This is a genomic window from Virgibacillus pantothenticus (assembly GCF_018075365.1).
GTDB lineage: Bacteria > Bacillota > Bacilli > Bacillales > Amphibacillaceae > Virgibacillus > Virgibacillus pantothenticus.
The window spans coordinates 1,425,818-1,440,342 of the sequence record NZ_CP073011.1 but is presented as its reverse complement, the minus strand read 5'-3'; the positions used below and the strand labels follow the sequence as shown (position 1 = coordinate 1,440,342).

Annotated in this window: 11 protein-coding genes and 2 pseudogenes; all 13 read right to left on the bottom strand. The window is 30.8% G+C overall.

Features of this window, described 5'->3' with window-relative positions; genetic code table 11:
* Positions 1-303: 303 nt before the first annotated feature.
* Positions 304-990 (bottom strand): annotated as a pseudogene (istA, locus tag KBP50_RS06750) (IS21 family transposase); the annotation flags it as partial.
* A gap of 387 nt (positions 991-1,377) precedes the next feature.
* Complete coding sequence (locus tag KBP50_RS06745; RefSeq protein WP_169770809.1) at positions 1,378-3,975, bottom strand: lanthionine synthetase LanC family protein; 2,598 nt, start codon at positions 3,973-3,975, stop codon at positions 1,378-1,380.
* A gap of 8 nt (positions 3,976-3,983) precedes the next feature.
* Positions 3,984-6,107 carry a peptidase domain-containing ABC transporter gene (locus tag KBP50_RS06740; protein WP_050353278.1) on the bottom strand — a complete coding sequence of 708 codons (2,124 nt, stop codon included), beginning with the start codon at positions 6,105-6,107 and terminating at the stop codon, positions 3,984-3,986.
* 13 nt (positions 6,108-6,120) lie between these two features.
* Positions 6,121-8,745 carry a type 2 lanthipeptide synthetase LanM gene (gene lanM, locus KBP50_RS06735; RefSeq protein WP_050353279.1) on the bottom strand — a complete coding sequence of 875 codons (2,625 nt, stop codon included), beginning with the start codon at positions 8,743-8,745 and terminating at the stop codon, positions 6,121-6,123.
* Between the two features lie 96 nt (positions 8,746-8,841).
* A complete protein-coding gene (locus KBP50_RS06730) occupies positions 8,842-9,018 on the bottom strand; it encodes a class II lanthipeptide, LchA2/BrtA2 family (protein WP_156875262.1) in 177 nt (58 codons plus the stop codon).
* 24 nt (positions 9,019-9,042) lie between these two features.
* Positions 9,043-9,237: a plantaricin C family lantibiotic gene (locus tag KBP50_RS06725; protein ID WP_257786697.1), complete on the bottom strand. Its 195-nt coding sequence runs from the start codon at positions 9,235-9,237 to the stop codon at positions 9,043-9,045.
* Between the two features lie 508 nt (positions 9,238-9,745).
* Positions 9,746-10,384: pseudogene (locus tag KBP50_RS06720) on the bottom strand (IS30 family transposase); the annotation flags it as partial.
* 34 nt (positions 10,385-10,418) lie between these two features.
* Positions 10,419-10,661 (bottom strand): hypothetical protein, encoded by a 243-nt coding sequence (locus tag KBP50_RS06715; protein WP_050353281.1) that lies wholly within the window; start codon positions 10,659-10,661, stop codon positions 10,419-10,421.
* Between the two features lie 401 nt (positions 10,662-11,062).
* Positions 11,063-11,359: a DNA topoisomerase gene (locus KBP50_RS06710; RefSeq protein WP_169770810.1), complete on the bottom strand. Its 297-nt coding sequence runs from the start codon at positions 11,357-11,359 to the stop codon at positions 11,063-11,065.
* Positions 11,360-11,469: 110 nt separating this feature from the next.
* On the bottom strand, positions 11,470-11,736 hold the full coding sequence (locus tag KBP50_RS06705) for a CPCC family cysteine-rich protein (protein WP_050353283.1): 267 nt from the start codon (positions 11,734-11,736) through the stop codon (positions 11,470-11,472).
* 37 nt (positions 11,737-11,773) lie between these two features.
* Positions 11,774-11,920, bottom strand: coding sequence for a hypothetical protein (locus KBP50_RS06700; protein ID WP_156875263.1), 147 nt, complete (start codon positions 11,918-11,920; stop codon positions 11,774-11,776).
* A gap of 518 nt (positions 11,921-12,438) precedes the next feature.
* Positions 12,439-13,317, bottom strand: a complete 879-nt coding sequence (locus KBP50_RS06695) for an MFS transporter (protein ID WP_311997656.1) — start codon at positions 13,315-13,317, stop codon at positions 12,439-12,441.
* Positions 13,302-13,679 (bottom strand): MFS transporter, encoded by a 378-nt coding sequence (locus KBP50_RS22655; protein WP_311997654.1) that lies wholly within the window; start codon positions 13,677-13,679, stop codon positions 13,302-13,304. Before KBP50_RS22655 ends, KBP50_RS06695 begins: the two co-directional genes overlap by 16 nt.
* Between the last annotated feature and the right edge of the window lie 846 nt (positions 13,680-14,525).

The window sequence follows — 14,525 nt, the reverse complement described above, 5'->3', positions numbered from 1 at the left end:
TTTTCGGCCCATGTCTTTCGTTTATTTAATGTCTAAGTATTATCCCTCGATTATAAATGTCAATGATAAAATGTACATTTTTGTTTTTTAATGTCCCACTAATTTACTCCACAGGGGCGCTTAGTAAATCAATCAAGTGGACTAATTCCCAGTTCATGTTCAAGGAGTAATTTCTCGTAATTTGTCATTTTCTTTTTCTAGTCTTTGAACTTCCTTTATTGACCTTTCTATTTTCGTCTTGTCATCAATTACATCTTCGTATGCCGTACCTTGCCGTCTCAACCAGTCATTAAACGCCCAAACATAGTGTAAAACAAATCTTTCAAATCCTTCTGTTAATTCACGTTTACCATGTGGCAGAATCTTCTTCACCGCAGGTGATAAGTTATCAAAGCGAATCCTTCTAGGCACGCCCTCAATGTAATGAAAGAATCGTTTCAACCCTTCTAAAAAACAATCTTGATTCTGGGATTCAAATACTTGGACCAGAAATGCATTACTGTACGGAAAAGACATAACCAAATACGGAAGTTCTACAATTTCTCCCTCCACCTTAAATGGTGCCTCTCCAAAGTCCACCTGGGCATCCCCAGGACTTGATTCTAACGGAAGAGCTGCTTCATCGGTTGCTTCCATTTCCTCAATTAATTCTTTTTTCCGTTTAGAGACGTAAGCTCTTACTGTTCGATCAGAACCCCTAAAATCATATTCTTCTTTCAATAACTCCCAAATACGCTTGGCGGTTCTTCGATATTTCTTTTTCTTCTTTAAATCTTCTTTCAGCCACTGGTCGACAATCTCCTTCACCGGATCCATTACGGGAGAGGGTTGGTGTTTCTTGCCTTGCAATTCAGGTTGGAATTCATTTAGGTCTGCATATTTCTGTACCGTTCTTGGATCTCTATTTGTTCTTCTCGCAACCTCTGCATATGTATGCCCTTTTCCGTTCACTTGTTGTCTGATATAATTGATTTCAGTCACTTCTAACACTCCTAATCTACCTCCTGCCAGAATATTGGGTCCAACAGGAAGTGTAGTTAATTATTGAGTTGTTAGCAAGTGGCTTTTTCTATGTAATGCCCTAATTGGGCATGCATAAAAGGAGTGCCATAACCTACATTTTAGTTTGCCATAAACAATAACTGTCTACTCTAGTTTAGCAGTCACACCACGCTGCCTCAAGAGTGTCGCGTTCCTACGAAATCTAAATAAATCATAACATAGCCCCACATCTACGTAATAGGTGTGGGGCTGTTTTACGCTTACAATTAAAAAAGAAAGAACCTTTAGGCTATCGCCCAACCGAAATTCATCTCCCCCTTACCGTTGGGCTAAGCCCTTCACACGCTACAAGATGGAGACTTCCTTCGAAGTACGTTAAAATATTTCGTTAGAATTCTTTTTTGAAATACAATAGTCAAAGACACCTGTCAATCCTACCATGTAACTTTTGGAATACTCGAACAGGTTGGATTCTTTCAATATTAGTTTTTTATTCTTTTCCTTAAGGTAACTTAAGTAAGAGTCAGGTATACTGTTATTCATATAGTTTTTATTTATATATTGAATTATCCATTGATTACCAACGATACCATGGCATAAGCAAATATTTTCATTTGTGCTGTCAATTATACTTTTTATCAATTTCATAGCATCATTTCGAGGAACCTTATTCTCGAGTGATAAATAAGTGAGTGACACCCCTGGAGCACCATGACACCAATTGTTTGGAGTAGAGTCATCTATATTACTTATAGGCCAACTTAAAGTCGATTTATTAAAATAAGAGTTTAGTGTCGTATATAGTTTATTTATTTGTATTGTCACGTCTTCTCGCTGACATATCTTATTTGCTTCTTGAATAACGAACAGTTCTCCAGCAACCCCATGTGCAAATCCAATGTATGTTTCTTTTAGTGTTTTCGGAAAATGGTTTTCTATAAGAAAATCTAAAGTCTTATTTATAATTTGATATATATCGCTTCGGGAATTTTCAGAGACATTATTATATATTTTGATTAAGTAGTGTAAGTAACCAATGATACCATTTATAATATCATAATCTTTGTCTTTCTGAGATGGAAGATATGGTAACAAATCCTTCGACCATTCAATAAATTGTTTTTCTGGTACATAATTCAATTCTTTGTTTATTAGGAAAGCACTGTATAATACCCCAGAAATTCCATCGTAAAAGCCAAGTTTTACGTCATTATTTTTTAATTCATCTTTTATATAGTCAATTAAATTAAAAAACATCAGACGATATTTTTTAATTAATTGTAAATCATCATATTTTGCTAACGTTTTTCTTAAAAATAATGCTAATCCACTAACTCCTAAGTACATCTCTTTGGGGAGTATTATTAATTCAAAGTTAAAATTATTTTCGTTATCTCCAGTGTATATATGATCGAATACTAAAACCTCTCCTTTATAAACAAAAGAAGTAGCATCTAAAACATTAAGAAATTCACGTATCATTTCATCTACACTTAATGTATTGTTGTTAACACCTATATATTTTTTATAATAAAAACCTTTTTCTGAAATAAATGATTGATTAATAATAGCTATTTGTAAATCTAAATCATTTATCGAGAATTTATCGAAAAAAGAATCTTTAATATCTATCTTTTTATAGTCTATAGGGATACAATCTTGTAAGATGTGTTTTTTTTCTACATCTGATAACTCGTCTTTAGATTCAATGAAACTTTCTCTGGTATTTGAAAGGAACAAGTAGGGATGGTAACTACTCTGTAATAATTCATAATAAAATGCTGTGTTTTTATGAAGTACTCTGCTTGTCTTATTTTGAAATAACTCTTTTATTTTCCTAACTATTACTTCTTTATTTTTTAAAAAATAAGTGTAAGAATTCTTAAATCCTTTAATAAAAGGATTTTTATTTTTATAGAAATCCATCTTATTTTGATTCAAAGGAATATTTTTTTTAGACATTAATACTTCTTTTTCATTAAAAACCTTTTCGAAATGATTATTATTATTTTCAATTTGATAGTTAGGCATAGATATAGTTTGATTTTCAAAAGAATTAAATCCTGTTATCACAGCGCCTTTTATAGATGTAAAAGGAAGCAGTCCGGTAGCAAGGACAGAATTCTGTAAATTGTATGGAACGCCCTTTTGATTGGATTCAATGTATTCATCAATATGAAAAATAGTTTCACAATCAATAGGTATGTAATTTTCACCGTCAAATACAATATTTTCTTCGTGCAAATCACTCAAACCCAATAAATAAGAAGCGAAAAGCATTTGCCCTGCTTTATAATAAGTATTATCAATAGAATCTGAATCATTTTGAATTACTTTTTCTTGGAAATATCCTTCTTTAATATTCAATGTTTTTATATGCAATTCTTTATCATTAAATAAATTATAGAAATATAGTAGTTTATGCTCATGGTTTTCGACTCTGTTCTTGAAGTAAATACTTTTATCTTGAAAGCTTATTTCAGTGGTAGGAATTAGGTTGAAATGTCGATCACCTTTCCCTATTCCTATATTATCAATTTTATTTAAAGTGACACCAAATACATATTCAATGTCTTTTTTATTACTCAATAATAAAGTATAAATGTTTCTATATTGAGCTATAGAATTAGTTATATATTTTATAATTAATGTCCAAAGATCTTCGAACATTTCATAAAAATCTCTAATAAAATCTTTCAAATCGATTTTATGAAGCATTTGATAGATATCTGTTGAATCGACATTTTTATAGAAGTTATTTAAAAAAAAGATTGCTGAATCTGAAACTAATGTATTTAGATGGGCGTTTAAAGAATCTATATTTTTAAAATATAGATTCTTTAAATCATCATTAGTTATTTTATTAATAGCTATATATTCATGAATAGGTTTATAGAAAAAATGAAGTAGATATTCATCGGAAGAGAAAGTATAGTTTTTATAAGCATTTTCAATTATCTGTTCTAAGGTCATTTGTATCTTCATCCTTCCTGAGAGCTAAATTCTGCGAATTTAGGATTGCTTTGTTTTAAATAATCATAACTTCCTATGTCATTAATTATCCCACTGTCAAGGAATATTATTTTGTCACATTTTTTAATACTGGAAAGTCGATGTGCAACTATTATCTGAGTTTGTGTGAGATTTTGGAGCTCTTTATTTATACTTAACTCAGTTTGATTATCTAACGAACTTGTTGCTTCATCTAGAATTAATAAGTCCGGATTATCTACAATAGCCCTTGCTATTATTATTCTTTGCTTTTGTCCTCCAGAAATATTTGTACCACTTTCCGATATGACTGTTTCGATGCCTAATGGCATTCTAGAAATATCCTCGATTAAATTTGCGACTTTGAGTGCCTCTATAAGTTGTTTATCATTTATTTCTCTATTCATTAGAATGTTATCTTTTATAGACTTGTTGTAAACAAATGGTTCTTGAGGTACAAAACCAATTTTCTTCTTATATTCATTAATATCAACTTCATGAATATCTTGATTGTTTATATAAATTTTTCCTTTCGTAGGTTTGTACATGCCAAGCACCAATCCCAATATAGTTGATTTTCCTGATCCAGTAGCGCCTGCAAATCCAATCTTTTCCCCCCCGTATATTTTAAAAGATATGTCTTCTAATACATAATTTTTTTGTCCAGGGAAAGAGAAATATACATTTTCAAACTCTATTGTTTCAATTAGTTGAATCTCTTTTTGTCCCACATATTCATCTTCATCTTTCTGATCTAAAATATCATTGATTCTTAATAAATTGTTTTTTAAAGTCCCTAAAGTGTTAAATGTATTGAAAAGACTGGAAAAGTTTTGGAAATACACCCCAGACAATGAAAATATAAATATTAAGAGACCAATATTTATATTTTCATTTTTAGAAAATAAGACTGTCATAACTAATAAAACCATAGGTCCAAAAGTGTTTAAAAAATATATAATAGTCGAATAAACATTATTAACTTTACTTCTGTTAACATAGGCAACTAAAGCTTCTTTATTTGTATCCATAAGTAAATCGCCCATATATTCTTCTTGTGAATTGGCTTTTATGGAAAATATAGAAGAGAAGGTTTCGTATTCAAGAGCTTGTAACCTGGTGTATTCATTTAATTCTAATTTATTTTTCAACACTATATCTTTTCGCAATACTGCCAACACCAATCCAAAAATCAAAGAAATAGTTGCTAAAAAAACAAATGAAATAAAGTCATTTATTAATACTGCTATTAATAAAACAATGGTTACTATGCTATCTAATATTCCCTTAAAAATAGTATCAAATATTAATTCCCTATTAGATCTTAATAGACCTAATCTAAATAAAATTAGACTAGAACTCCGAGTTAAGAAAAATTGAAATGGAACTGAAAACAATTTTTTTACAATTTTATGATAATGATTTAAATCCATTATCTTAACAGTTTGTAACATGAATGATACTCTAGAATAGTAAAGAGCTAGAAGTAAAGGCACTATTAAGAGTAATGAGAGAATATATTCATTACTAATTGTTTGATTTTTTTCATAATAATTAGTGAATGATCCTATAAAAGAAGGTATCAATAATACTGATAATGAAAAAATTAATGATATTGAGAATAACAGTATAAATCTTTTTTTATTCTCTAGAAAATAATCAATATATAACTTCCAATTATTGTGTTTCTCCTTCGGTTTAACTTTACTAAAGTTCTCATTAGGAGTACTTGTCAAAGCAAAGTTGGAATATTTTTCTGAAAACTCATATTTTGTAAGTTTTACCTTCCCTAGTGCCGGGTCAATTATATAATAATTATTGTTCTTTATTTTAGACAAAACAACAAAATGGTTATTGTTCCAATATAAGATGATTGGATTTTTTAAAATCTCGTCAAGTCTATTTATTCCTACCTCATAAAAATCAACGTTTAAATTGTAAGAGGATAAAATATCTCCTACCTTTTGTAAAGATAGACCATCCCTTCCAATATCTTCGTATTCTTTTATATCTTTTGGTAGCACTTTACAACCAAAAGAATTAAGAATCATAGAAGCACAACATAATCCACACTCCGACTCCTGGGACTGAGGAATATATTTTAATTTCCCCATTACCTAACACTCCCTAACAATCTAATAAAAGAATAGATGGTAACTCAGGATTCTCTAATCTAATTAGAGTGTAGAAAAAACCTGATAAACCTAATCCGTAGTTTATATTGTTATCATAATAAGTCATTCCTACTTTCAAAAACTGCTTTTTAAGTACTGCTGATAATTTAGACAATGTAGGCTGGTCTATATAATTCAAATTATAAGCATCTATAAATAAATCCATAACACTTGCTAGTCCATGGCATAATGTTATATTTTCTATATAATTATTCTCTTTTGACATCAAATTGTTAACCAATCTATTAATTGAAGATTTGATCATTTGATCATCTTTAAATTCTTTCGAAAGCCGCATTCTACTTTGTAAAATACCAGGGAGACCATAACATAAATAATAACCTGCTAGATCACCTGTTCTGGGATCAATATAATTATTGTCATTCTCCCTAAATTGCTCGTCTTCTTTGGTAATTAACATTTTAATAGTTGAAGACAAATTCATATATGGAAAATTATTTTGTGTTTCATTAAGGGCGAAAATTATTCCCGATAATCCATGAGCCAATCCAGCGCCTAGTATTTTAAAATCTCTTTCCAATATTTCATCTTTTATTCTATCTATAATTGAAAAAACATCGTCTTTTAAAAAGATGATTTCTGTGTGTTTAGTTTTAATAAAGTCATATATTTTATTAACAACAACTAAAGCTCCTGCCAATCCACCAAAATAGTCAATATTAAGCAGTTTAAAATCCATTTCTTTAATACGGTTAATTGTCCTTTTTATTTCCTCAATATATTCAGGTTCATTATTCAATTTATATAAAGAAAAAATTATAAACAAATAAGAAGAGAGTCCATCTGTAATATTAATATCTTCACTATGCAATAATTTATTATCTTTTATTTTAATAATAAGATCGTAAAAGGAACTATCAATGTCAGTGATCTTTTTATTGCAGTATGCAGATGCTAATATAGCTCCACCAGTTTCATACAAGTAGCCGTTCACATAAGATAAATATGCCAGTTCCTCTCTAAAACTAACATGTAAGTGCTTTCTATCCCTGATTTTTTCTTCTATTTTCTTCATTTTTACTAAAGGAGAGTTTAGCATAGTTTCATGCGGTTTATGATTTGTTTTTCTTTCTGAATTGAAGTCGGATAACATTAAGCTCTTTTTAATATTATCCACCTCCAATTTCAAATCGGATTCCTTGAAATTCTTGATTTTCTTTTCTATTTGATTATGCAGATTACCTTCAAAATAATTATAAATTACTTTTCCATTACCTAACACTAAATTTCTATCTCTGATATAAAATATAGGGATATCTCCTTGTAAAAGTGCTTCTTTTTCATAAGCAAAAATAAGTTCGGGTTCGTTATCTTTTTTTATGTTATTTATTGCTTCTTCCGCATTATCTTTTTTCAGCATATAAAAAGGTTCTTTTAATAACTTTAATACCCTTTCATAGACATGAGTTGGTCTATATACATATCTTAATTTTGCATCAGCATTACCTATAACTCCCTGAATTAATTGGATATATTTTTCTTTGGAGTTCAGAATCTTTCGAGTCATATACTCAAAACCGTGAATTAATTCTTTTATGTAATATTGGGGTTCGATTATTTTACCATCTACTTTTATTAAATTTTCCTGATCAGAAGTGTAGACATTCAGCTTCTTTGAGACAAGCTTATTGTTTTTCACCTCATAAGAATTGTAGTCATAAAAAGGATTGATTACTTTTTCCTTTCTCCCAGTTAAGGAGGATATATTCATATAAGAATTAGATATGGCTACTGGAAAAATTCCTGTCCTGAATATTGAAGAATCTAAGTTGCTTATGAAGTCTGACACAAGATATAATTGATTTTTCTTATTTATTGGTGCGTAAAAACATTCTAAATCAATAAAATAAGGGTTAGTATTTTGTAGTATTACATTTTCATAATGGTTATCTGTACTATGTAAAAAGTATAAGACGGCTGAGAGTATGCCTTTGTTTATGAAAAACGTTTTTATATCTTTTTCTTGAGTGGGGGAAATATATTTAACATCTTCACAAAGAGAAAAAGTTTCATAATTATTTATCTCATACCCATAATCATTTAATATATTATTGATGAAATTATTTAAATTGTATTCAACGTCACTATTTCTAGGTTTGTAAAAAAAAACTTTTGATGTACATTTAATTTTCAAAGTTGTTTTTCCGCCATTATGGCTATCTCCTTCTCCCATTTTAATATGAGTTATGTTATCCAAATCTAAGTCTTCTGCTATTTCATCTAAGTTTAAAAAGACTTCATTCAAATACTCTATTAGAAGATTATGCTTGTTTGTTAAATAAGTAGGAAGGTAGTTAAATGTACTTCTTACTTCATTTATTAAATCATCATTGATATACATTTCGAAATCTTCAATATCAAAATCAATTGAGTGATTATTATATATATAAGTATAGATGTAATATACATCTTCACTCAATTGGTTTATTATCTGGTTATTTAAAGAAGAAATGACAGAATCACTAACAATTTTATTTGGGTTTAATTCATTTAAAGATTCTTTAGATAAAATTCCTTTTGTAATTTTCTTTAAATTATTTTCTACGATATTTGTCATTTATCCTTTCTCCTATCATATTTTTCAATATAAAACTTGAGTATATATTGAATCAGTATTAATTAAAGGAGGAGCATTTTATAGCTCCTCCAAATATTAACCGCGTTCTCCACATTTGCTGCTACAAGCTAGTGTCGGGCAAAGTGCTATACTTGCTGCTACAGCACAAGGTACAGTTGTAGTTCCACCTTGTTTATCATCTACATTACTTACCTTTTTCAAGGAATTTTCAGCATTCTTGTTAGGCTCAAAGTTTTTTCTAAATAAACTCATTTTCATCTCTCCTTAAATAATTTTTTAAGCATTACAACCACCAGTACATTCATGCGAGAATGTACAAATTTTTCCATCATTACCTAAATGACATGACAAGTTATACCAAGGGCATTTCCCTCCTTGTACTTCTTGTAGCTTTTCATTCTGAAAATCTACTTTCTCTAAGTAATCTTGTTGTGCTACTTTTAATAATTGAGACTTTGACATTTCTTCCACCTCCTTTTTCCACCTGTTTTTTTGTGTCCAAGATTATAAAATTTTTTTAAAGGTTTGTTTATCAGAAGGAAGTGAATCTCCGATAACTTTGATTAAAAACCTTCCAAACAATTAAATTATTTTTTATGATTTCTCCTGGAAGTATAAAAGGACACATAGGGAAGGTAGTTCAATCAGATTATGTAGAGAATTTCATCATTTATAACAATGAAACTCATCTAACATACCTTTTACCTCTTAAAAAAATTTTATATCTACATAAATGAAGCACCACGACGTTAATAAATAAAATGTTTTAGTATTATAGCTAGATTTAATTTAATCACTTATATAGATATAAATTTTTTCTCCTATATAAATTAAGTGTCAGGATATTAAAAAATAAAATAATTTTCAAAATTTTAACTTTAAATGAATATTAAACAAAGTATACCATAAAATCAAATTTTTGAGTACCAGAAAAATTCATAATAATACATTATTTTCATTTTCTTTAATTTTTGATTTGTCAAATTAAGCGAGACAATATGCTTTTTTCAAAACCCTGACCTACATAATCTATGAAACACTCAATCGGTGTTTTGTATTTCAATAATTTCCTTGGTATGTTATTCCGTCGGAGTGCAACCTCAGAAATATACTCTTGTGACACAGGATTAAAGTCCATTTCTTTTGGCAGCCCATTCTTTCTTAGAAGACCGTTGGAATGCTCATTTAGACCCCTTTGAGATGGCGTTCCAGGATCTGCAAAATAAATATCGACATCTTGCTCATTACTGATGGATTTCCAATTGGAAAACTCTTTCCCACAGTCAAAGATAATGGACTAAAATAAGTGTTTTGTTAATCGGTCAAACCATTGATGGAGCGATGTTTCAATATTGGTTGCCTGTCTATCAGCTGGTTTAATTGCGATGATGCATTTTGTTAAACGCTCAACAAGCGTGATGACAGCGCTCTTGTGATAACGTCCCACAATGGTATCTCCTTCTATACGGACTTTTTCATGAATGTAGTCCTTTTCTACAGATGCTAATTGAATCTTTTTACGGTCACATTTGGCTTTATTCGCTTGATATTTTAGATAAACGTCTATCGCAGTAAGTCCTTCTCTCAGTTGTCTAATAACACGATAAATAGCTTCATGCCACGCCTTTCAGCAGTTTACTGATTTCGCTCCACTACCAAGAATGTCCAAATGCGGTCATATCTCCGTTTATAATCACAGATGAGTTAGGTATAGAGTCAGTATAAGAATTAATACTTTGGAATTGGCTTCTTATTAATTCTTCAGACTTTCTTTTTTTCTCACTTTTACTTTGTTTTAAATTTCCAATATCCATCTCAGGTGTCCAAGGATATTGAGGATCTGAGGTAATAACCAAAGAATATGGTTCTCTACTAAGTTTATTGGATGCAGTCACTATTACAACTCCTATATAACTGATTTTTTAAATCAAAGCGCCTGAATTCATCCCTAAAATAGTAAATATTTACTAACATATGGAAATAATAGCATATTCAAAAAATTAATACAATGTTTATTTTGAATAAAACTAAATTTTGATAGTTATGAATTTTTCTAACAATAATAATTTTGAAAGTTTAGTATCACTTTAACAACAAACTGTGGAACACGTTCTTATAAAACCAAAATCCTATCCCAAAAAGGAATAACTACCGTTCGCTGTCCTCTTCGGGAATTCAAAAATCACAGACAACCCGTTCTGAAGAATGATGGCGTATTGCTCTTGTACCTTCGAGCTGTCCACGTACGTTTTTCTTGTTTCTCGATACTTCACAGAGAAAAAATACCTAAACAATCTTAATAGGAAGTCAAGTTCTGCTTCACATAAGCAAATTTATTCTCCACAATCAAGTGACAGTCCGTTCTAGGATAGGTAACCAATTTCTTTTCATACAACCCTTGCACAATCTCTAGCACCATAGATGGACTATACTTCCGTTGTTTATTCATTTTTGTTTGTAAAGTAGATAAAAAATGCAGCTTCGGAGCCCTCGTTTTCTTTTGTGTCTTGTCTAGTTCTGTTACTTTCCCATCCTGTCGCCTTCTTGAACACCATAAGACTGTAAAACATCCATCGTTTTTGTTTGGTATCATAGCGCTGATTATCTTTAACTTCAAAGCTTTTGCTATGTGTACCAATTGCAAATAGAGGTATATGCCTACCATTGTTTAGGCTATAAGTTAACATTAGGTGAATTTTTCTCTTATAAAATATGTTTCCATCGAGTATCTTTGAGGTCTTTTTCATTAGGTTTCCGCACGTGCTCAACAAACTCTTCTTCACAAGCTCCCACTAAAATAAAATTCTTTTGCGCCTGCTTTAATGAAGGGGCATTAGCGCCTCCTTCATAATCAGGGTCAGCAAATTGAGTATAATCATCTTCCCAAAAGCATATTTCACATATCTCGAAAGTGCCCGGTGGTTCTTCGTTTAGTGTTTTGTAGCCACAACAAGGACAAGTATATTTCATATGGTTGCTCCTTTGTTTTCTATTATGTTCCACTAATCTATTTATTCAAATGAAAATTATATTTGATACCCACACTGCCATCTATATTTACTGTTATAGCTTTCGGAGATTCTTCGCCTGGTTCATAGTTTTCGGGTAACAAACCAGAATCCATTTGATGTGCAATACCTTCTGATATTTCCATATATTCTTCTAAGTTAGGTTTAGGAACTCCTAATAGTGTGTCTTAAGGATAATGGAGCCGAAACCTCTTTCATAAAATCAAATTCTGTATTAGGAGTTAATTTATCGAATATCTCTTTAATATGTTCTCTAACTTCTTGCCTAATGTTTGCTATGTCTTGTGAATTAAATGCTTTCATCATTAAGCTTCTAATTGGCCGATTCTCGGGGGGGGGGGGTCTAACGATTGGAGGTTTTTTTGAACATCAGACTGTAATCTGCTCATAGTATCAGATTGGTCTTCTACCCTTCTTTTATCGAGAGCAAAGAGCTTTGGGTTACGTAGAACATATTTACAATCATCGTATCGAGTTAGGACCCAGGATCCCATCCCTTCATGATAAAAGATAGGATGATTTTCCCTTAAATTGATATGGGTTCTCTATATTAATTGGATTTAAAGGGTTATAATAAGGTTTTCTTTTTATTGTCATAAACTTATTTACTTCCTTCAACTTATATTATATAACTATTCTGTATTCAAGGTGTGTAATGCTTATAAAGCCTTATATACATAAAACCACTAAAAAAAGCAGCCAAAAGAATAATACTAAATATGCTTAATGGGTTCATCCACTCAGATAAAAATAAAGTAAGTGGTGCTAAAAATCTACCGATAGTAAATTGTAAATCTGCTGCACCCATATATGTTCCTCTTGAATTATCTGGTGCGTAATCTGCAATAAAATTTTTTATAACAGGAGCACGAACAATCTCCCCAAAAGTAAAAATGATTGTTAACAATAACAAAATCCATATATTAGTTGTAAAACCAACTAAAAACATGCCGCCCCCTGCTAATATAGCAGATAATATAAAAACGTTGCGATCTGTCCAGCCTTTTAGCCACTTTGTTACAGGCAATACAAAAAATACAAATAGGAGACCATTAATGCCTAATATTAACCCTAATATCTCTTTACCATTTAAACTTAATCTCCAATTATTAAAATTAAATAGATCTTGAGCAGGTACATAGGAGGTTATATAATACGCAAAATATAAATCTAATTGCATAATAGCAATTACTGCTAGAACTCCTCCAATTATGTATTGAAAAAATATTTTATCTTTAAGGACAAACCAGTAATCATAGAGTTGATTACTGATTAACTTTGGTATTGTTTTTATACCTATTTCTTCTCTTTTTAGGGTTGGAACGGATTCTTTTATATAAAGAAGAATTAACGTAGTGTATATAACCATTATGAAAGTACAAACCCATAATAACCCACTTAAGTAGTTAAAAAAGAAGAATGATCCTATAACCGGACCTAAAACTGCACCTACATTATTTGCTGTGATAAAGGTAGCAAATATTTCCCTTCTATCCGATTTTTCTGCTAAGTCAGCAACCATAGCACTGCTTGCTGGCTATAAATAGCCCCACCTAGACTGATTCCTAAAAAGCAACCATAACTTAGCCAGTGATTATTATATATTACAGATAGCGCAAACAAAGCAAACATTAAAGTTTGTATAGATGATCCTATTATCATAATAATTCGTCGCCCAATATAATCAGATATATTACCTCCAATTATATTACCTATAATAGATACTAAAGGTGGGATACTCATTAAAGCCCCGGTAACAGCGTTTCCTAATACATCACTAAAGTAAATTGCCATAAACGGAAAATACATCCAATAGAAAAGATTGAAAATACCTTCACCTGCTAATCTTATTTTTAAACTCCTATTCCACTGCCTTATCTTCATATATACCTCCTTTTTTTAAAATATCTGCTTTGTCTGATTTAATAAGTATATAATATAAATTATTCAAAAATGTTTAAAATCCTCCTTTTATTTCAAATTATTTTTAAAAATTATCGGCTATGTATTGGCTTTCATCCAAAAAGCCAAAAAAGCGCTCAACTAGTGAAATAATTCGTTATAATAGTACTTTTGCGTTGAAGATTGGGGTGATTTTTAAACACACCGAAAGAAAACCTTACAAAAAACACTACTTGATGAGGATCAACCTTTTCCAAATTTTTCGATGGAAATGTTGGAGAAAAAGGTGGTTGGATGATTTCTATAGTCTTGTTTTCGTAAATTAACGAAGAACGTTTTTTTGTTCAAAAAATATCTAAATTATCGGGAGTGGTAGTGGAAGCATGCCATCAGCATGGTTCCACACTATATTCTGTTCCCAATTCTATCCCAGAATGTGAGGTAAAGCTCACTGGACGGCATCTATGGGCAGTGTTTACTGTATCCGGCAAAAGCTGTTAAGTGCGGTCTATCGCTTGACTGCTTTTGCCGGATACAGGATCCTCCGTGAATGGATGCCGTCCTTAAACGGACTTAAATTTTTTGTTGTTCGAGATATTGACATAGCTCCACTGCCGCCGACTTCCTTCAGATTCTGGGTCCCCCCAGACACCATTGTCTTAAGCTAACCACTACTACTGCCTTTGTGGTTCGTGTTAACCCTAGAGAATACGCACATGCCTGGCACCCAACAATGAGTGCAAGGAAAAAATGATTCAATATTTTTAATAACCCAATTAATTAATGCACTGCTAGTGACAAAAGATACAAGTAAAAAGCAACTAAAAA

Bases quoted from the DNA above. Each gene is read 5' to 3' on its own strand.
- KBP50_RS06745 (WP_169770809.1), bottom strand. From the start codon at position 3,975: ATGACCTTAGAACAGATAATTGAAAATGCTTATAAAAACTATACTTTC.
- KBP50_RS06740 (WP_050353278.1), bottom strand. From the start codon at position 6,107: ATGGGGAAATTAAAATATATTCCTCAGTCCCAGGAGTCGGAGTGTGGA.
- lanM (WP_050353279.1), bottom strand. From the start codon at position 8,745: ATGACAAATATCGTAGAAAATAATTTAAAGAAAATTACAAAAGGAATT.
- KBP50_RS06730 (WP_156875262.1), bottom strand. From the start codon at position 9,018: ATGAGTTTATTTAGAAAAAACTTTGAGCCTAACAAGAATGCTGAAAAT.
- KBP50_RS06710 (WP_169770810.1), bottom strand. From the start codon at position 11,359: ATGATACCAAACAAAAACGATGGATGTTTTACAGTCTTATGGTGTTCA.
- KBP50_RS06705 (WP_050353283.1), bottom strand. From the start codon at position 11,736: ATGAAATATACTTGTCCTTGTTGTGGCTACAAAACACTAAACGAAGAA.
- KBP50_RS06700 (WP_156875263.1), bottom strand. From the start codon at position 11,920: ATGGAAATATCAGAAGGTATTGCACATCAAATGGATTCTGGTTTGTTA.
- KBP50_RS06695 (WP_311997656.1), bottom strand. From the start codon at position 13,317: ATGGTTGCTGACTTAGCAGAAAAATCGGATAGAAGGGAAATATTTGCT.
- KBP50_RS22655 (WP_311997654.1), bottom strand. From the start codon at position 13,679: ATGAAGATAAGGCAGTGGAATAGGAGTTTAAAAATAAGATTAGCAGGT.